The 18,586-nt window shown below is 64.4% G+C and carries 15 protein-coding genes; 3 read left to right on the plus strand and 12 right to left on the minus strand.

Going from position 1 to position 18,586, the window contains the following annotated elements:
• Window positions 1-21: 21 nt before the first annotated feature.
• From AC0L27_RS32080 to AC0L27_RS32090, 3 genes are all read right to left on the minus strand, one after another.
• On the minus strand, window positions 22-897 hold the full coding sequence (locus tag AC0L27_RS32080) for a F0F1 ATP synthase subunit gamma (protein WP_473321705.1): 876 nt from the start codon (window positions 895-897) through the stop codon (window positions 22-24).
• 152 nt (window positions 898-1,049) lie between these two features.
• Window positions 1,050-2,579 (minus strand): F0F1 ATP synthase subunit alpha, encoded by a 1,530-nt coding sequence (gene atpA / locus AC0L27_RS32085; RefSeq protein ID WP_106945574.1) that lies wholly within the window; start codon window positions 2,577-2,579, stop codon window positions 1,050-1,052.
• Window positions 2,579-3,139 (minus strand): F0F1 ATP synthase subunit delta, encoded by a 561-nt coding sequence (locus AC0L27_RS32090; protein ID WP_007604340.1) that lies wholly within the window; start codon window positions 3,137-3,139, stop codon window positions 2,579-2,581. The genes atpA and AC0L27_RS32090 overlap by 1 nt, the downstream gene beginning before the upstream one ends.
• Before the next feature lie 646 nt (window positions 3,140-3,785).
• On the opposite strand from AC0L27_RS32090, the gene AC0L27_RS32095 reads away from it, so the two are divergent.
• Window positions 3,786-4,295 (plus strand): septal ring lytic transglycosylase RlpA family protein, encoded by a 510-nt coding sequence (locus AC0L27_RS32095; RefSeq protein ID WP_275174182.1) that lies wholly within the window; start codon window positions 3,786-3,788, stop codon window positions 4,293-4,295.
• A 161-nt stretch (window positions 4,296-4,456) separates the two neighbouring features.
• Here AC0L27_RS32095 and AC0L27_RS32100 read toward each other — a convergent pair whose 3' ends face one another.
• Complete coding sequence (locus AC0L27_RS32100; RefSeq protein WP_473321707.1) at window positions 4,457-6,667, minus strand: primosomal protein N'; 2,211 nt, start codon at window positions 6,665-6,667, stop codon at window positions 4,457-4,459.
• 111 nt (window positions 6,668-6,778) lie between these two features.
• On the opposite strand from AC0L27_RS32100, the gene AC0L27_RS32105 reads away from it, so the two are divergent.
• Window positions 6,779-7,744, plus strand: a complete 966-nt coding sequence (locus tag AC0L27_RS32105) for a tyrosine recombinase XerC (protein ID WP_354209652.1) — start codon at window positions 6,779-6,781, stop codon at window positions 7,742-7,744.
• A gap of 100 nt (window positions 7,745-7,844) precedes the next feature.
• The gene (locus tag AC0L27_RS32110) at window positions 7,845-8,435 is read left to right on the plus strand and encodes a DUF4337 domain-containing protein (protein ID WP_354209653.1); all 591 of its coding nucleotides are present in this window, start codon (window positions 7,845-7,847) and stop codon (window positions 8,433-8,435) included.
• 160 nt (window positions 8,436-8,595) lie between these two features.
• Here AC0L27_RS32110 and AC0L27_RS32115 read toward each other — a convergent pair whose 3' ends face one another.
• The 8 genes from AC0L27_RS32115 to sucC all read right to left on the minus strand — a co-directional run bounded on the left by AC0L27_RS32115 (window position 8,596) and on the right by sucC (window position 18,563).
• A complete protein-coding gene (locus AC0L27_RS32115; protein WP_275174187.1) occupies window positions 8,596-9,126 on the minus strand; it encodes a hypothetical protein in 531 nt (176 codons plus the stop codon).
• Window positions 9,127-9,159: 33 nt separating this feature from the next.
• Window positions 9,160-10,557: a dihydrolipoyl dehydrogenase gene (lpdA, locus tag AC0L27_RS32120; RefSeq protein ID WP_354209654.1), complete on the minus strand. Its 1,398-nt coding sequence runs from the start codon at window positions 10,555-10,557 to the stop codon at window positions 9,160-9,162.
• Between the two features lie 56 nt (window positions 10,558-10,613).
• Window positions 10,614-11,375 (minus strand): SDR family oxidoreductase, encoded by a 762-nt coding sequence (locus AC0L27_RS32125; RefSeq protein WP_473321716.1) that lies wholly within the window; start codon window positions 11,373-11,375, stop codon window positions 10,614-10,616.
• A 52-nt stretch (window positions 11,376-11,427) separates the two neighbouring features.
• Window positions 11,428-12,672 carry a 2-oxoglutarate dehydrogenase complex dihydrolipoyllysine-residue succinyltransferase gene (gene odhB, locus AC0L27_RS32130; RefSeq protein ID WP_354209655.1) on the minus strand — a complete coding sequence of 415 codons (1,245 nt, stop codon included), beginning with the start codon at window positions 12,670-12,672 and terminating at the stop codon, window positions 11,428-11,430.
• A gap of 184 nt (window positions 12,673-12,856) precedes the next feature.
• The gene (locus tag AC0L27_RS32135; RefSeq protein WP_473321720.1) at window positions 12,857-15,826 is read right to left on the minus strand and encodes a 2-oxoglutarate dehydrogenase E1 component; all 2,970 of its coding nucleotides are present in this window, start codon (window positions 15,824-15,826) and stop codon (window positions 12,857-12,859) included.
• Between the two features lie 137 nt (window positions 15,827-15,963).
• Complete coding sequence (gene sucD, locus AC0L27_RS32140; RefSeq protein WP_275174194.1) at window positions 15,964-16,848, minus strand: succinate--CoA ligase subunit alpha; 885 nt, start codon at window positions 16,846-16,848, stop codon at window positions 15,964-15,966.
• Window positions 16,849-16,882: 34 nt separating this feature from the next.
• A complete protein-coding gene (locus AC0L27_RS32145; RefSeq protein ID WP_275174195.1) occupies window positions 16,883-17,362 on the minus strand; it encodes a DUF1579 family protein in 480 nt (159 codons plus the stop codon).
• A gap of 4 nt (window positions 17,363-17,366) precedes the next feature.
• The gene (gene sucC / locus AC0L27_RS32150) at window positions 17,367-18,563 is read right to left on the minus strand and encodes an ADP-forming succinate--CoA ligase subunit beta (protein WP_027566399.1); all 1,197 of its coding nucleotides are present in this window, start codon (window positions 18,561-18,563) and stop codon (window positions 17,367-17,369) included.
• Window positions 18,564-18,586 lie beyond the last annotated feature (23 nt).

The following is an 18,586-nucleotide window of genomic DNA, read 5'->3' on the forward strand; positions in this document are numbered from 1 at the left end:
GACCGTCGTTTTGTTCGTGCGTCAGACCGCCTCGGCGCCGGAGATGATCTCGATCAGCTCCTTGGTGATCTGGGCTTGACGGGTTCGGTTGTAGATCTGGGTTTGCTTGCGGATCATTTCGCCCGCGTTGCGGGTGGCGTTGTCCATCGAGCTCATCTGCGCGCCATAGAACGAGGCGTTGTTTTCCAGCAGCGCGCGGAAGATCTGCACCGCGATGTTCCGCGGCAACAGGCCCGAGAGGAGTTCGTCTTCCTCCGGCTCGTAGTCGTAAGACGTCGACGGCGCGTTCGCCGCCTTTTCTTCCACGGTCAGCGGAATGATCCGCTGCGCGGTCGGGACTTGGGCAATCACCGACTTGAATTGCGCGTAGAACAGCGTGCAGACGTCGAATTCGCCGTTGTCGAAGCGGGCCAGAACCTTCTTGGCGATGTCCTCGGCGTTGAGAAAGCCGAGCTGACGAACGCCGCGCAGGTCGAGGTGCTCGACGATCTGCTTGTCGTACAGGCGGCGGAGCTGCTCGTAGCCCTTGCGGCCGACGCAGAAGAATTTGACTTCCTTGCCCTGCGCCATCAGCGCCTGGGCGCGCTCGCGCGCGAGGCGCACGATCGAGGAGTTGAACGCACCGGACAGGCCGCGCTCGCCGGTGCAGACCAGCAGCAGGTGAACCTGATCCTTGCCGGTGCCGCCCAGCAGCACCGGCGCGCCGGGCGAACCGGCGGCAGCGCTGGCGATGTTGGAGATCACCGCGCTCATCTTGTCGGCATAGGGCCGCGCCGCCTCGGCCGCTTGCTGGGCGCGGCGCAATCGGGACGCCGCGACCATCTGCATGGCCTTGGTGATCTTCTGCGTCGCCTTGGTGGAGGCGATGCGGACGCGCATGTCTTTAAGTGACGCCATTCTTCGTTCACCCCGGCGGTTCGACCCCTTGGATCAAGCCGCTAGCCTATCCCAGTCGTCATGCCCGGGCGTGTCCCGGGCATCCACGTTTTCGTTTCCATGCAGTGAGGCACGGAAGGCCGGGAGAAGAAGCCCGGCCTTTGCGCGTTCTCTTATGCGAAGCTCTTGGCGAAACCTTCGACCACCGACTTCAGCTTGGCGGCGCTGTCGTCGGAGAGATCGCGGCTGTCGCGGATCGCGTTGAGGATCTCGACATTCTTGCCGCGCAGCAGCGACAACAGACCGTCCTCGAACGCGCGCACCTTGTTGACCGGCAGCGGGTCGAGATAGCCGTTGGTGCCGGCCCAGATCACGCAGACCTGCTCTTCCATCTTCAGCGGCGCGAATTGCGGCTGCTTCAGGAGCTCGGTGAGACGCGAGCCGCGGTTGAGCAGGCGCTGGGTCGAGGCGTCGAGGTCGGAGCCGAACTGCGCGAACGCCGCCATTTCGCGGTACTGCGCGAGCTCGCCCTTGATCTTGCCGGCGACCTTCTTGGTGGCCTTGGTCTGCGCCGAGGAGCCGACGCGCGACACCGACAGACCGACGTTCACCGCGGGACGGATGCCCTGGAAGAACAGGTCGGTTTCGAGGAAGATCTGGCCGTCGGTGATCGAGATGACGTTGGTCGGAATGTAGGCCGACACGTCGTTGGCCTGGGTTTCGATGACCGGCAGCGCCGTCAGCGAGCCCGAGCCCTGGTCCTTGTTCAGCTTCGCCGCGCGCTCAAGCAGGCGGGAATGCAGATAGAACACGTCGCCCGGATAGGCTTCGCGGCCCGGCGGGCGGCGCAGCAGGAGCGACATCTGGCGGTAGGCGACGGCCTGCTTGGACAAATCGTCATAGATGATGACGGCGTGCATGCCGTTGTCGCGGAAGTACTCGCCCATGGTGCAGCCGGTGAACGGCGCGATGTACTGCATCGGCGCCGGATCGGACGCGGTGGCGGCGACGATGATCGAATATTCGAGCGCGCCCTGCTCTTCCAGCACCTTCACGAACTGGGCAACGGTCGAACGCTTCTGGCCGATCGCGACGTAGACGCAATACAGCTTGATATTCTCGTCCGGCTGCGCGTTGAGCGGCTTCTGGTTGAGGATGGTGTCGAGCGCGATCGCGGTCTTGCCGGTCTGACGGTCACCGATGATCAGCTCGCGCTGGCCGCGGCCGATCGGGATCAGGGCGTCGATCGCCTTGAGACCGGTCGCCATCGGCTCGTTCACCGATTTGCGCGGAATGATGCCGGGCGCCTTGACGTCGACGCGCATGCGCTTGTCGGCCTGGATCGGGCCCTTGCCGTCGATGGGATTGCCGAGCGCGTCGACGACGCGACCGAGCAGGCCCTTGCCGACCGGCGCGTCCACGATGGCGCGGGTGCGCTTGACGGTCTGACCTTCCTTGATCTCGCGGTCGGCGCCGAAAATCACGATACCGACGTTGTCGGTTTCGAGGTTCAGCGCCATGCCGCGGGTGCCGTTCTCGAACTCGACCATTTCACCGGCCTGGACGTTATCCAGACCGTAAACGCGGGCGATACCGTCGCCGACGGACAGCACCTGTCCGACTTCGGAGACTTCAGCTTCCTGGCCGAAATTCTTGATCTGGTCCTTGAGGATCGCGGAAATTTCCGCGGCGCGGATGTCCATCAGCCTGCCTCTTTCATCGCGTGCTTGATCGAATTGAGTTTGGTGCGAAGCGAACTATCGATCATCCGGCTGCCAAGCTTGACCACGAGGCCACCGATGATCGAGGGATCGACCTTCACGTTGAGCGCGACGTCCTTGCCGGTCACCGACTTCAGGGCAACCTTGAGGGCGTCGAGATTCTTGTCCGATAGCGCTTCCGCCACGGTGACGTCGGCCGTGGCCTCGCCCTTGAACCTGGCGACCAGGGCGCGATAGGCGCGAATGACGTCAGCCACCGCGAACAGGCGACGATTGGCGGTCAGCACTTTCAGGAAATTGGCCGAGATGCCGGCGATGCCCGCCTTGTCCAGCACGGCCGAGAGGGCCCTGGACTGGGCATCGGCCGCGAACACGGGGCTGCGGACGAGGCGCTTCAGATCGGCGCTTTCGTTCAGCATGCCCTCGAATTTCTCGAGATCGGCTTTGACCTCGTCGACCACTTTCTGGTCACGGGCCAGTTCAAACAAGGCCGTTGCATAACGGCCCGACACACCGGAAACGGACGTATCTTCTGCAGCCACAGACGCGCTCTTTTTGCTGTCAAACTCGCAAGGGAAAAACCGTCGCCACGAAGCGGCGCCTAGCGATCCAAGCCCTTGGAATTCAAGCGGGACTTCGATTTTCGACCCCGCACGGAAGTGCCGGGCTCGTTAAAATCGCGGCTTTGCTAACATAGCAGGCGCGCACGTGCAACATGACGCCAAATTAAAGGCAGGGCGTTCTGTCGCCAGTTCGTCGCACTGCACGGCGACGCGACGACGACCTGCCACGCCGCGGAATTGCCACAGCGCTTAAGCCAGCCCTTGAGCCGACGTCGGCCATTAGTTCCTGCCGTCAGCGCATAGCGGCCATGAACACGGATCGCTGAGGCGTGATTCCCGGCGCGCCGGTTTCACTCGCCGAATACTTACTCAATTCTAAACGCAGGAACGGATGACTTCGTTTTACAGTATTTGCAAGTAATCCAGAGGTTAATGAATCGTTAAAATGCAAGATTACGGAATATCGGCCGAACATCCCCGCCGGTAACAAGATATTACATGAAGACACAGAACGGATTTACTGCCCAATTCACGCCTCATTAGGAATCGAAACGCGGTCCCGCTCGCAAACTTACGGGGGCTCCACTTGCCACATATGTGGCAATACTAGCTTAGGGACCAATAGATGCTTTGTTTGAAGACGCTGGGCAGTGTGACCCGGCCGCGTACGGCGATCGCTTTTGTTGCCGCAACTTTCCTTATCGGTGGAACTGCCACCGAAGCTTCCGCCAAATCCCGGCATCACCATCGGTATTCCCACCATCATCACCGCCACCTGGCCCAGAACGATGCCAACACGACCTCTGATTGGCGTAACGCCAATGCGTCGATGACGCCGTCGCAGGGCACCGGACGTTCCTTCTCCGGCATGGCTTCCTTTTACGGAAACGAGTCCGGCAGCAGGACTGCCTCGGGCCAGCGCTTCAACCAGAACGCCATGACCGCGGCGCACCGTTCGCTGCCGTTCGGGACCAAGCTGCGCGTTACCCACGGTGGCTCGAGCGTCATCGTCACCATCAACGACCGTGGCCCGTTCATTCGCGGCCGTGTCCTCGACCTCTCCACGGGCGCTGCCCGGGCCATCGGCCTCACCGGCGCCGGCGTCGGCCGCGTCACCGCGGAAGTCGTCTCCTAAGACGCGCGACGCGCGAAACAAGCCCGCCGTCTTGGGGGACGGCGGGCTTTTTGTTTGCATTTTCGTAGCCCGGATGGAGCGCAGCGTAATCCGGGGGTCTTTGCGCGGATCGACATGTCCCGGATTGCGCTTCGCTTCATCCGGGCTACAGGCACAGGGCCTTATAAAAAGCTCTGCGGATCGACGTCGACTTCGAGCTTTTGATTGCCCTTCGGCTTCGGGCATACGGCAAGCCAGTTGCGCAGATAATCCGACAGGTCGAACCCGCGCGCCGATTTCACCAGGATGCGGAATCGGTAGCGGCCCTTGATGACCGCGAGCGGGGCTTCCGCCGGACCCAGCACCACCACGCGCTCGTCGCGCGGCGCGAGCGCGACGAGGTGGCGGCCAAAGCCTTCGGCGCTCGGCCGGTCGCCGGCGGAAATGATCAGGCTCGCGAGCCGCCCGAACGGCGGATAGAGCGTGCGTTCGCGCAAATCGATCTCGCTGTCGTAGAAGGCTTCGCGGTCGCAGGCGATCAGCGCCTTCATCACGGGATGATCGGGCTGGTGGGTCTGGAGATAGCCGACGCCACGGCCCTGCTCGCGCCCGGCGCGGCCGATCACCTGGTTGAGCAATTGCCAGGTGCGCTCGGAGGCGCGCGGATCGCCATTGGAGAGGCCGAGATCCGCATCGACCACGCCGACCAGATTAAGCCGCGGGAAATTGTGGCCCTTGGCGACGAGTTGAGTGCCGATGATGACGTCGACGCGGCCCTCCGCAATGTCATTCAGCTCGGAGCGCATCGTCTCGATCGAGGTGATGAGATCGCTCGACAGCACCATGGTGCGCGCTTCCGGGAACAGCGCCGCCGCTTCCTCCTGCAGCCGCTCGACACCGGGCCCGACCGCGACCAGCGATTCCTCCGCCGCGCAATGCGGACAGGTTTGCGGGCGCGGCATCGAGAAGCCGCAATGGTGACAGACGAGGCGCTGGCGGAAGCGGTGATCGACCAGCCAGGCATCGCAGATGGTGCAGGCGAAGCGATGGCCGCAGGCGCGGCACAGCGTCAACGGCGCATAGCCGCGGCGATTGAGGAACAATAGCGCCTGCTCGCGCCGCTCGATCGCGGTCCTGATCTCGGAGGCCAGCCGCGGCGAGATGAAGCGGCCGCGCGCCGGCGGCTCGCGGCGCATGTCGATGGCCTCGATATGCGGCATGTGCTGGCCGCCGAAGCGCGACGGCAGCGCGATGCGCTGATAGCGGTTCTTGCGCGCATTGACCTCGGATTCGACCGAGGGCGTCGCCGACGCCAGCACGATCGGGACCTTTGCGATATGGGCGCGCACCACCGCCATGTCGCGGGCGTGATAATGCACGCCCTCGTCCTGCTTGTAGGCCTGGTCGTGCTCTTCATCGACAACGATGAGGCCGAGATTGGCGTAGGGCAGAAACAGCGCCGAGCGCGCGCCGACCACGACCGGCGCGCTGCCTTCGGAGATCGCCGCCCAATTGCGCGCGCGGGTACGCGGCGTCAGCTCGGAATGCCATTCCAGAGGACGCACGCCGAACCGCTGCGCGAAGCGATCGAGAAACTGGCCGGTGAGCGCGATCTCCGGCATCAGGATCAGCGACTGTTTTCCGCGGCGGATCGCCTCGGCCACGGCTTCGAAGTAAACCTCGGTCTTGCCCGAGCCGGTGACACCGTCGAGCAGCGCGACGTGAAAGCTGCCGTTGGCGGCGAGCGCGCGCATCGCATCGACCCCGGCGCGCTGGAGCGGCGAAAAATCGGGCCGGCTGAAATCCGGATCGGGGGCCGGCGGCGGCGGAGGCGGCGGCATCGGCTCGACCGTGAGCGTGCCTTCGTCGACGAGACCGTCGATCACGCCGGCCGAGACGCCGGCCTCCTTGGCCGCCTCGGATTTGCCGTGCAGCAGCCGGTCCGACAGCAGCTCGATCAGGCGCTGCCGCGCCGGCGTCAGCCGCCGCGGGGGATCGCCGACCAGGCGCACGCCGGCGCGCACCCGCTCGGGGCCGAGGTTCTCACCCATCCGCAGGCACATGCGCAGCACCATGCCGCGCGGGCTCAGCGTGTAATTGGCGATCCAGTCCACGACCGCACGCAGCTCGGGCTTCAACGGCGGGATGTCGAGCTTTTCGCTGACCTCCTTGAGGCGGTTGTGCAGGCGCGGATCCGGATTGGCGTTTTCGGCCCAGACCACGGCGAGCACCTCGCGCGGGCCGAGCGGCACGCCGATAATATCGCCCGCCTTCAGCTCCATCCCGCGCGGCACCTTGTAGGAATAGGTCTGGTCGAGCGCGACCGGCACCAGCACGTCGACCATGCGGGTCGCGTTGGCGGAGACGGCGTTGCTGCGCGACGTGTGATCCATGGAGGGGGAATCGGAACCTGGGGCTTCAAGGCTAGCGCCCGGAGGCGGCCTTAGCGAACGATAAACGAGTGTGATGCGATATACTGAGTGGAATCACCACGTCCAGAGCGCATGAGCAAAGCGGCCGCCCCACAAATCGAGCTCGCCAGCGCCGATCCTGATATCGCGCAGGAGATGACGCGCTGGCTGTCGCATCTCGGCGCGGAGCGGCGGTTGTCGCCGAAGACGCTGGAAGCCTATGCCCGCGATTTGCGGCAGTGCCTGGATTTTCTCTGCGGACATTGGGGCGAGCGGGTGACGCTCAAGCGTTTCGCCGCGCTGGAGGCCACCGATGTCAGGGCCTTCATGGCGATGCGCCGCGCCGACGATATTGCCGGCCGCTCGCTGATGCGCGCGCTCGCGGGCCTGCGTTCGTTCGGCCGCTTCCTCGAGCGCGAAGGCAAGGGCAAGGTCGGCGCGCTCTCGGCGATCCGCGCGCCGAAAGTCGCAAAGAGCCTGCCAAAGCCGCTGCCGATGGCTTCCGCCAAACGTCTTGCGGACGCCGACGAGCGCGCCGGCGAGGACCGCGAGACCTGGATTTTGGCGCGTGACGCCGCGGTGATGGCTCTCCTCTACGGCTCGGGCCTGCGCATCTCCGAAGCGCTGGGGCTGACGCGCCGCGAGGTGCCGCGTCCCGGAGAAGGCGACGTGCTGATCGTCACAGGCAAAGGCAACAAGACCCGCATGGTGCCGGTGCTGCAGAACGTACTCGCGCTCGTGCAGGAGTACGTCGCGATGTGCCCGTATCCGCTGCCAGCCGAGGGCCCGATCTTCGTCGGCGCGCGCGGCGGGCCGTTGAGCCCGCGTATCATCCAGCTCGCGATGGAGCGGCTGCGCGGCGCGCTCGGCCTGCCCGACAGCGCCACGCCGCACGCGCTCCGGCATTCCTTCGCCACGCATCTGTTGTCACGCGGCGGCGATTTGCGCGCGATCCAGGAATTGCTCGGCCATGCCTCGCTCTCGACCACGCAGATCTATACCGGCATTGATGCCGAGCGTCTGCTGGAAGTCTATGCCAGCGCGCATCCGCGGCGGTGATGCTGACATGAAGCTGTCATAGCAAGCCTCCAGGCGCGCATGCCTCTTGCGCGGCGCCCGCGGTTCGGTCAATCGTGGCGAACCGAGCCAGGAGGGACTTATGAGCGCACATGAAAGCATGGAGCATGCCGAGCACGCCGAACACGCGTCCGGCTCGAACAAGAAGATCGCGCTCCTGATCGCTGTCCTGGCGCTTTTCCTGGCGATCTCCGAGACGCTCGGCAAGGGCGCCCAGACCGAATCGATCAGCAAGAACGTCGAGGCTTCCAACCTCTGGGCCTTCTTCCAGGCCAAGAGCATCCGCCGCACCATGGTGCAGAGCATGGCGGACCAGGGCAAGCTCATCCTCGGCGCGGCGAGCGACGAGGGCAACAAGGTGGCGGTGCAGAAGCAGATCGAGGACTGGCAGAAGACCGCGCAGCGCTACCGCTCCGAGCCGGAGACCGGCGAAGGCACCGAGCAGCTGGCCGAAAAGGCCAAGCACGCCGAGCATGAGCGCGACGAGGCCACTGCGAAATATCATCACTTCGAACTGGCGTCCGCCGCCTTCCAGATCGGCATCGTTCTGGCCTCAGCCACCATCATCACCGGCATGATCGCGCTCGCCTATGTCGCTGGCCTGCTGACGATCGGCGGGCTCGTCATGACCGGGCTCGGCCTGTGGTTGCCGCATCTGCTGCATTTGCATTAGCGAAAACGAGACGCGTGGTTTGACGCCGCACAAGCAGTGTCATGCCCCGGCTTGACCGGGGGCATCCAGTACGCCGCGGCTTCTCCGTATCCATTGCCGTCTCTGGAATACTGGATCGCCCGGTCAAGCCGGGCGATGACAGCGAGTGTGCGGTGAGGCTTCAGCGCGCTTCGTGCACGCTCTTGCGAAAACGCTGGATCAGGCGGAGTGTGCGGGAGGACCAGCCTTCGCCGTTGCCGGCGATCAGCTCGCGGATGCGCCGCTTGATTGGATCGACCAACTCGGCGGCCTTAGCACGCAGCTTCAGCACCAGAGCATAAAGCCGCTCGAACCAGGCCATCTCCATCAGCTTGTCGCGCGTCACGTCGAAGACGAAGGCGGTGACGCCGACGCCGAGCAGCTTTGCGAACACGATGGTGAAGACCGCGCTGGTCCAGTATTCGTGCGTGAGCAGCCACAGGCCGACCAGCTTGAGCGGAAACAGCGGAACGATCGGCACCGCGAACACGATCAGGGTCATCGCCGGCGACAGCGCATCGACGCGGTCCGACAGCCATTGCTTGAACCGGGCGAGCGGGACGATTGCGACAACCCGCGCGACGATCGGTTCGAGATGGTCCCACAGCCAGGCTTCGATCAGGAAGATGATCGCAAGCAGGACCCAGAGCGGTTGAAGCAGGCGGCGTAGCATGTGTTTCCCGCCCGATTCGGCGCTGGGCGCGACCTACATATGGATGGCCCGCTTGCCGACTGCAAGCGCGGCTTCCTTGATGGCCTCCGAGCGCGTCGGGTGGGCGTGGCAGGTGCGCGCGAGATCCTCCGCACTGCCGCCGAATTCCATGAGAACGCACGCCTCATGGATCATTTCGCCGGCTTCACGACCGATAATGTGCACGCCGAGCACGCGATCGGTCTTCGCATCTGCGAGAATCTTCACAAAGCCGTCAGTGGTCTGATTGACCTTGGAGCGGCCGTTGGCGGTAAAGGGAAACTTTCCGACCGTATAAGCCACACCGGCCTGCTTCAGCTCTTCCTCGGTCTTGCCGACGGAGGATACTTCCGGCGTGGTATACACGACGCCTGGGATAACATCGTAGTTCACGTGGCCGGCCTGCCCTGCGATGATCTCGGCAACCGCGACGCCCTCGTCCTCGGCCTTGTGCGCGAGCATCGGGCCCGCGACGACGTCGCCGATGGCATAGACGCCCTTCACGCTGGTGGCGAAGTGCGGATCGATCTGCACGCGGCCGCGATTGTCGAGCGCAACGCCGGCTTCCTTCAGGCCCAGCCCATCCGTGTACGGCACACGGCCGATACAGACGAGAACGACGTCGGCTTCCAGCGTCTCGGCAGCGCCGCCGGCGGCGGGCTCGACCGTCGCCTTCAGCGTCTTGCCGGAGGTGTCCACGCCCGTGACCTTGGCACCCAGCTTGAAGGCAAAGCCCTGCTTCTCCAGGATGCGCTGGAATTGCTTGGCAATCTCGCCGTCCATGCCGGGCAGGATGCGGTCGAGGAATTCGACGACGACCACTTCGGCACCGAGACGGTGCCAGACCGAGCCGAGCTCGAGGCCGATCACGCCGGCGCCGACGATCAGCAGCTTGCCGGGCACCTTGTCCAGCGACAACGCGCCGGTCGACGACACGATGCGGGTCTCGTCGATCTCGATGCCCTTGAGCCGCGCGATGTCCGAGCCGGTGGCGATCACGATGCTCTTCGTTTCGATGACTTGCGACTTGCCGTCGGCGGAGACTTCGACCTTGCCGGTGCCGAGAATCTTGCCGGCGCCCTTGAGCACGTCGATCTTGTTCTTCTTCATCAGGAATTCGACGCCCTTGACGTTGCCGTCGATGCCCTGCTGCTTGAAATTCATCATCGCAGGCAGATCGAGCTTCGGCGCGGAGACGCTGACGCCCATCTTGGCGAAGGAATGCCCGGCTTCCTCGAACATTTCGGAAGCGTGCAGCAACGCCTTCGACGGCATGCAGCCGACATTGAGGCAGGTGCCGCCGAGCGTGGCGTTCTTTTCGACCACGGCGACTTTCATGCCGAGCTGCGCTGCACGCACCGCGCAGACATAACCGCCCGGTCCGGTGCCGATGACGACGAGATCGTATGCCATGAGAGAAAGTCCCGTAAGTTTAGCGTTGAGTGATGTGTCAGCGTCCGCGCGGCGCGTCAGCGTCCGCCGGACACATCGAGAATGGCTGAGGTAACGTAGGAGGCATCGTCCGACATCAGCCAGACGATGGCATTGGCGACTTCATCGGCAGTACCGACGCGCTTCATCGGCACCATATGGGCCAGACGGTGGTGCCGATCGGGCTCGCCGCCGGAGGCGTGGATTTCGGTATCGATCAGGCCGGGGCGGATGCCCGCGACGCGAATGCCTTCGCCGGCAACCTCATAGCCGAGGCCGATGGTGAACGAATCGATCGCGCCCTTGGACGCGGCATAGTCGACATAGGTGTTCGGCGCCCCGAGCTTGGCGGCAACCGACGACAGATTGACGATGACGCCGCCCTGGCCGCCGTGCCTGGTCGACATCCGCTTCACCGCTTCGCGCGCGCAGAGGATGGAGCCGGTGACGTTGACCGCCATCACGCGCTGGATGCGCTCGGCCGACATCTCATCGACGCGCACGCCGCTGGTCCCGACAATACCGCCATTGTTGACGAGTGCGCCGAGCGTGCCGAACGCGTCCGCGGCCTTGAACAGCGCCAGGATGTCGCTTTCCTCGGCGACGTCGCATTTCACCGCGATGGCCTTGCCGTTGCTGGCCGCGATCTCGGCGACCACCTCGTCGGCGGCCTTGTTGTTGCTGGCATAGCCGACCACGACACGGAAGCCGCGCGCGGCCGCAGCAATCGCAGTCGCGCGGCCAATGCCGCGGCTGCCGCCGGTGATGACAACGACTTTATCCGTCACGCGCGCCTCCATGGTTCGACACGCGCCGTCGCGCAAGGCGACGGCGCTCGCAGAGCATCAGCGATCAGAGATCGAGCACCAGGCGCGCCGGATCTTCCAGGCTCTCCTTGACGCGAACAAGGAAGGTCACGGCTTCCTTGCCGTCGATGACGCGGTGATCGTAGGACAGCGCCAGATACATCATCGGGCGGACCTCGATCTTGCCGCCGACGACCATCGGCCGCTCCTGGATCTTGTGCATGCCGAGGATGCCGGACTGCGGCGCGTTCAGGATCGGGGTCGACATCAGCGAGCCGTAGATGCCGCCATTGGTGATGGTGAAGGTGCCGCCCTGCATCTCGTCGATCTTGAGCTGGCCGTCACGGGCGCGGCGGCCGAAATCGGCGATGCCCTTCTCGATGTCCGCGATCGACTTGTTGTCGCAGTCGCGCACCACGGGCACGACGAGGCCCTTGTCGGTGCCGACGGCGACGCCGATGTGATAGTAGTTCTTGTAGATCAGGTCGGTGCCGTCGATCTCCGCGTTGACGGCCGGGATGTCCTTCAGCCCCTGCACGACGGCCTTGGTGAAGAAGCCCATGAAGCCGAGCTTGCTGCCGTGCTTCTTCTCGAACGCATCCTTGTAGTGGGCGCGCAACGCCATGACGTTGGTCATGTCGACCTCGTTGAAGGTCGTGAGCATCGCGGCGGTGTTCTGCACGTCCTTGAGGCGGCGCGCGATGGTCTGGCGCAGCCGGGTCATCTTGACGCGCTCTTCGCGGGCAGCGTCATCGGCCGGCGACGGCGCGCGGACCTGGACCGCTGCGGCCGGCTGGTTGACCGGGGTCGGCGCCGAAGCCGCACGTTCGATCGCAGCGAGCATGTCGCCCTTGGTGACGCGGCCGTCCTTGCCGGAGCCGGGAACCGTCGAGGCGTCAATGCCGGTCTCGGCCGAGAGCTTGCGCACGGAGGGAGCGAGCGGCGCATCGGCCGGCGGCGCCTTCGCCGCGGCGGGAGCAGCCGCAGCGGCGGCAGCAGGAGCGGCAGCCGCGGGCTTTGCGGGCGCAGCGGGCGCCGGCTTGGCAGCGCCGGCGGCACCTTCAGTAATCTGGCCAAGCAGCGCGCCGACCGCGACGGTGGCACCATCGGCGGCGATGATCTCGCTCAGCGTGCCGGCGGAGGGCGCCGGGACTTCGATGGTGACCTTGTCGGTCTCAAGCTCCACCAAGGGCTCGTCGACGGCGACGGGATCGCCGGCCTTCTTGAACCAGCGGCCGATGGTGGCCTCGGTGACGGATTCGCCGAGGGTCGGCACACGAATTTCAGTCATGGTCTTTTCCTTAAGGAGATCGCCAATGCGGTCATGAATTTCACAGGTGTCATGCCCCGCGAAGGCGGGGCATCCAGTACTCCGCGGCGTTCGTGGTCATCACGGCCGTCACGGCGTACTGGATCGCCCGCCCCAGTGCGCAATTGCGCACAAGGCGGGCGATGACAGCGTCCTAAAAAACGTCTCAGCTCAATGCTTCGTCCAGGAACGCCTTCAACTGCGCCTGATGCTTCGACATCAGACCCGTGGCGGTCGCGGCGGAGGCGGCGCGACCGACATAACGCGGACGCCGGCTCACACCGTTCACCTGGTTCAGCACCCATTCCAGATAGGGCTCGATGAAGTGCCAGGCACCCATGTTGCGCGGCTCTTCCTGGCACCACACCACTTCGGCCTTCTTGAAGCGCGACAGCTCGGCCACCAGCGCCTTGAGCGGCACCGGATAGAGCTGCTCGACGCGCATCAGGTAGATGTCGTCCATCCCGCGCTTCTCGCGCTCCTCGTAGAGGTCGTAATAGACCTTGCCCGAGCAGAGCACGATGCGGCGGATCTTCTCGTCGGGAACGAGCTTGATCGCTTCGCTCGGCAGCATCTGGGCGTCATCATAGAGGATGCGGTGGAAGGTGGTTCCCTTCGCGAGCTCCTCGAGACGCGACACCGCCCGCTTGTGACGCAGCAGCGACTTCGGCGTCATCACGATCAGCGGCTTGCGGATCTCGCGATGGAGCTGGCGGCGCAACACGTGGAAATAGTTCGCCGGCGTGGTCGGATAGACCACCTGCATGTTGTCTTCCGCGCACATCTGGAGATAACGCTCCAGACGCGCCGAGGAATGTTCCGGTCCCTGGCCTTCATAGCCGTGCGGCAGAAGGCAGACGAGGCCGGACATGCGCAGCCATTTGCGCTCACCCGAGGAGATGAACTGGTCAAACACGACCTGCGCGCCGTTGGCGAAGTCGCCGAACTGCGCTTCCCACAGGGTCAACGTGTTCGGCTCGGCGAGCGAATAGCCGTATTCGAAGCCGAGCACGGCTTCTTCAGACAGCAGCGAGTTGATGACCTCGTAATGGCCCTGCTCGTGACCGAGATGGTTGAACGGCGTGTAGCGGCTCTCGTCTTCCTGGTCGATCAGGACCGAGTGGCGCTGCGAGAAGGTGCCGCGCTCCGAATCCTGTCCGGACAGGCGGACATGGTGGTTCTCGTTGAGCAGCGTGCAGAACGCCAGCGCCTCGCCGGTCGCCCAGTCGATGCCCGTGCCGCCGTCGATCGCCTTGGCGCGGTTTTCGAGGAAGCGCTGGATGGTGCGGTGGACGCGGAAACCATCCGGCACCTTGGTGATCTTGCGGCCGATGTCCTTCAGGGCGGCGATGTCGACGCCGGTAACGCCACGCCGCGCATCTTCTTCCTGATCGGCGATCTTGAAGCCGGCCCATTTGCCGTCGAGCCAGTCGGCCTTGTTGGGCTTGTAGCCGGAGCCGGCCTCGAGCTCGGCATCGAGCCGCGCGCGCCAGTCCGCCTTGGCCTTCTCGACCTCGCCCTCGGTCAGCACGCCTTCGCTGATGAGGCGGCGGGCGTAGAGCTCGAGCGTCGATGGATGGGCCGCGATCTTCTTGTACATCACCGGCTGGGTGAAAGCCGGCTCGTCGCCCTCGTTATGGCCATGCCTGCGGTAGCAGAACATGTCGATGACGACGGGCTTGTGGAATTTCTGCCGGAACTCGGTCGCGACCTTGGCCGCGAACACGACGGCTTCCGGATCGTCGCCGTTGACGTGGAAGATCGGCGCGTCGATCATCTTCGCCACGTCGGACGGGTAAGGCGACGAACGGGAATAACGCGGATAGGTGGTGAAGCCGATCTGGTTGTTGACGATGAAGTGGACGGAGCCGCCGGTGCGGTAGCCCTTCAGGTCCGACAGGCCGAAACATTCGGCCACCACGCCCTGGCCGGCAAATGCTGCGTCGCCATGCATCAGCAGCGGCATCACCGAGATGCGCATATCCGGCGGATCGCCGTGCTGGTCCTGCTTGGCGCGGACTTTTCCGAGCACCACGGGATCGACGATCTCGAGATGCGAGGGGTTGGCGGTCAGCGACAGATGGATGCGGTTGCCGTCGAACTCGCGATCCGAGGACGCGCCGAGGTGATATTTGACGTCGCCCGAGCCTTCGACCGCATCAGGATTGGCCGAACCGCCCTTGAACTCGTGGAACAGCGCGCGATGCGGCTTGCCCATCACCTGGGTCAGTACGTTGAGGCGGCCGCGATGCGGCATGCCCAGCACGACCTCCTTCACGCCGAGATTGCCGCCGCGCTTGATGATCTGCTCGAGCGCGGGGATCAGCGATTCAGCACCGTCCAGGCCGAAGCGCTTGGTGCCGGTGAACTTGGTGTCGCAGAATTTCTCGAAGCCTTCGGCTTCGACCAGCTTCATCAGGATGGCGCGGCGGCCTTCGCGGGTGAACGAGATTTCCTTGTCAGGCCCCTCGATGCGCTCCTGGATCCACGCCTTCTGGGCCGCGTTGGTGATGTGCATGAACTCGACGCCGAGCGTCTGGCAGTAGGTACGCTCGCAGATCGCGGTGATTTCGCGCAAGCTGGCGTATTCGAGACCGAGCACATGGTCGAGGAAGATCTTGCGGTCGAAATCGGCTTCACTGAAGCCGTAGGTCCGCGGGTCGAGCTCTTCGCGATTGCGCTGGGCTTCGATGCCGAGCGGATCGAGTTTGGCGTGGAAGTGCCCGCGCATGCGGTAGGACCGGATCAGCATCAGCGCGCGGACCGAGTCGCGGGTGGCCTGGAGCAGGTCTGCGGAGGAGAGGCCGCCGGCCTTGTCCCCGCCCTTGGCCTGCGCCATGGCGGCAATCTTGGCTCCGACCGTCTTCTCGACTTCGGCCCAATTGCCGTCGAGCGCGGAGGTCAGATCGTCCTGCGGGGTCAGCGGCCAGTTGGCGCGCTCCCAGGACGGGCCCTGGGCGTTCTTGCTGATGTCCCCCGGCTGGTCGTTGAGGCTCTTGAAGAAGTCCTGCCACTCGGCATCAATCGAGGACGGGTCCTTCTCGTAGCGGGCGTAGATTTCGTCGATGTAGGTGGCGTTGGTGCCCTGCAAAAAGGAGGAGAGGGCAAAGGCTGCGTTCGCGTCTTGGCGAGACATACTTGAGTTCCTGGCGATTTCGGTTCGCGCATAACAAACGGCGCTGGCGCTGGGCTCCCCGGCAGAGGACCAGCGCGACAGGCACCATTTACCCTATTTGCTGCGAAACTTCGCCCGGAAAATTACGAAGGTGTGAATCAGGCCTTCAATTTTTCGGCAAGCGTGTGGCCAAGGCGAGCGGGAGACGGAGATACTGTAATTCCTGCCGATTTCATCGCGTCGGTCTTGGAACCGGCGTCACCCTTGCCGCCCGAAATGATCGCACCGGCATGGCCCATGCGGCGGCCGGGAGGGGCCGTGACACCGGCGATGAACCCGACCATCGGCTTCTTGCGGCCGCGCTTGGCTTCGTCCTTGAGGAACTGGGCGGCGTCCTCCTCGGCGGAACCGCCGATCTCGCCGATCATGATGATCGACTCGGTCTGGGGGTCGCCGAGCAGCATTTCCAGCACGTCGATGAACTCGGTTCCCTTGACCGGATCGCCGCCGATGCCGACCGCGGTGGTCTGGCCGAGGCCTTCCTGGGTGGTCTGGAACACGGCTTCGTAGGTCAGGGTGCCGGAGCGGGAAACGATGCCGACGCTGCCGGTCTTGAAGATGTTGGCCGGCATGATGCCGATCTTGCACTCGCCCGCAGTCATGACACCCGGGCAGTTCGGCCCGATCAGGCGCGACTTGGAGCCGGCCAGCGAGCGCTTCACCCGGACCATGTCGATGACCGGGATACCTTCGGTGATGCAGACGATCAGCGGGATCTCGGCGTCGATGGCTTCGCAGATCGCATCGGCCGCGCCCGGCGGCGGCACGTAGATCACCGACGCATCCGCGCCGGTCTTCTCACGCGCCTCGCGCACGGTGTCGAACACCGGCAGGCCCAGATGCGTCGCGCCGCCTTTGCCGGGCGAAGTGCCGCCGACCATCTTGGTGCCATAGGCAATCGCGGCCTCCGAATGGAAGGTGCCGTTCTTGCCGGTAAAGCCCTGGCAGATGACCTTGGTGTTCTTGTCGATCAGGATGGACATGAGGTCTGCTTTCGCGAAACTAACGAGTGAGAGGTCAGTGGATGCGGCGGTAGACGCCGGTGAGCACGTCGGCCCAGCCTTCCGCGTCCGGCGAGAACTGGATCTTCAACGAATAGGAATCGTCGTCGATGATTTCATAGACGTGGCGCGCATTGCCGCGGAGCGAGCCGCGCACCAGCGTCAGGGTCTTGCCGACCCACCCGCCGGAGGCGGGCGAGGGCGGCGTGTAGCCGAGCGAGTCGTACCAGAACAATTTGTAGGTCCGGTCTTCGCGGTCGAAGGTGAAGATGCCGTGGGTGGCGAAGCTCTGCTTGCCGTCGCGGGTCTGGACCGAGTCCTGGATCAGATAGAAGCCATTGAGATCCATGTGGGCCACGACGCGAGAAGTCGCCGTTCCCCCGTCCGTCCAGCGCGACGGAAAGACCACCTCTTCGCCATTCCATTCACCGGCGAACGCGGCAAGACGCGCGTGCTCCGGCAGCGGAGATGATGCAGCGAGATGGTCCTGGGTCATGGCCTCAGCCTCCCTTGACGGCCTTCACAATCTTCTGCGCGGCGTCGTCGAGATTGTCGGCCGGCACCACGTTCAGGCCGGATTCACGGATGATCTTCTTGCCCAGCTCGACATTGGTGCCTTCGAGGCGAACCACCAGCGGCACGCTGAGGCCGACTTCACGAACCGCAGCCGTCACGCCCTCGGCGATCACGTCGCACTTCATGATGCCGCCGAAGATGTTGACCAGGATGCCCTTCACGTTGGGATCCGCGGTGATGATCTTGAAGGCGGCCGCCACCTTTTCCTTGCTGGCGCTGCCGCCGACGTCGAGGAAGTTCGCCGGCGCCATGCCGTAGAGCTTGATGATGTCCATCGTCGCCATCGCGAGGCCGGCGCCGTTGACCATGCAGCCGATATTGCCGTCGAGGGTGACGTAGTTGAGGTCGTATTTCGAGGCCTCGATTTCCTTGGCGTCTTCCTCGGTCTCGTCGCGCAGCGCGAGCACCTCGGGGTGACGGAACAGGGCGTTGTCGTCGAACGACACCTTGGCGTCGAGGACGCGGAGCTGGCCCTGCTTGGTCACGACCAGCGGGTTGATCTCCAGCATCGACATGTCCTTGGCGACGAACGCCGCATAGAGCTGCGCGGTGAGCTTCTCGGCCTGCTTGGCGAGATCGCCGGAGAGTTTCAGCGCGTTGGCGACGGTGCGGCCGTGATGGCCCATGATGCCGGTTGCGGGATCGATCGAGAAGGTCACGATCTTCTCAGGCGTGTTGTGCGCGACGTCCTCGATGTTGACGCCGCCCTCGGTCGACACCACGAAGGAGACGCGGGAGGTCTCGCGGTCGACCAGGATCGAGAGGTAGAATTCCTTGTCGATGTCGGAGCCGTCCTCGATGTAAAGGCGGTTGACCTGCTTGCCGGCGGGTCCGGTCTGGATGGTGACGAGCGTTGCGCCGAGCATCTGCTTGGCGAATTCGGAAACTTCCGCGGCCGACTTGGCGATGCGGACGCCGCCCTTGTCGCCGGCGGATGCTTCCTTGAACTTGCCCTTGCCGCGGCCGCCGGCGTGGATCTGGCTCTTCACGACCCAGACCGGGCCCGGGAGAGCCTTTGCCGCCGCGTCCGCATCGGCCGCCTTCAGGACCGGAACGCCCTTCGAGATCGCGACACCGAACTCGTTCAGCAGCGCTTTGGCCTGATATTCATGGATATTCATTTAGTCGCTCCCTGAACCCGCGG

The organism is Bradyrhizobium sp. Ken51 (assembly GCF_055807435.1).

Bases quoted from the DNA above. Each gene is read 5' to 3' on its own strand.
- atpA (WP_106945574.1), bottom strand. From the start codon at position 2,579: ATGGACATCCGCGCCGCGGAAATTTCCGCGATCCTCAAGGACCAGATC.
- AC0L27_RS32080 (WP_473321705.1), bottom strand. From the start codon at position 897: ATGGCGTCACTTAAAGACATGCGCGTCCGCATCGCCTCCACCAAGGCG.
- sucD (WP_275174194.1), bottom strand. From the start codon at position 16,848: ATGTCCATCCTGATCGACAAGAACACCAAGGTCATCTGCCAGGGCTTT.
- AC0L27_RS32125 (WP_473321716.1), bottom strand. From the start codon at position 11,375: ATGGAGGCGCGCGTGACGGATAAAGTCGTTGTCATCACCGGCGGCAGC.
- AC0L27_RS32105 (WP_354209652.1), top strand. From the start codon at position 6,779: ATGAGCAAAGCGGCCGCCCCACAAATCGAGCTCGCCAGCGCCGATCCT.
- lpdA (WP_354209654.1), bottom strand. From the start codon at position 10,557: ATGGCATACGATCTCGTCGTCATCGGCACCGGACCGGGCGGTTATGTC.
- sucC (WP_027566399.1), bottom strand. From the start codon at position 18,563: ATGAATATCCATGAATATCAGGCCAAAGCGCTGCTGAACGAGTTCGGT.
- AC0L27_RS32135 (WP_473321720.1), bottom strand. From the start codon at position 15,826: ATGTCTCGCCAAGACGCGAACGCAGCCTTTGCCCTCTCCTCCTTTTTG.
- AC0L27_RS32145 (WP_275174195.1), bottom strand. From the start codon at position 17,362: ATGACCCAGGACCATCTCGCTGCATCATCTCCGCTGCCGGAGCACGCG.
- AC0L27_RS32100 (WP_473321707.1), bottom strand. From the start codon at position 6,667: ATGGATCACACGTCGCGCAGCAACGCCGTCTCCGCCAACGCGACCCGC.
- odhB (WP_354209655.1), bottom strand. From the start codon at position 12,672: ATGACTGAAATTCGTGTGCCGACCCTCGGCGAATCCGTCACCGAGGCC.
- AC0L27_RS32095 (WP_275174182.1), top strand. From the start codon at position 3,786: ATGCTTTGTTTGAAGACGCTGGGCAGTGTGACCCGGCCGCGTACGGCG.
- AC0L27_RS32115 (WP_275174187.1), bottom strand. From the start codon at position 9,126: ATGCTACGCCGCCTGCTTCAACCGCTCTGGGTCCTGCTTGCGATCATC.
- AC0L27_RS32110 (WP_354209653.1), top strand. From the start codon at position 7,845: ATGAGCGCACATGAAAGCATGGAGCATGCCGAGCACGCCGAACACGCG.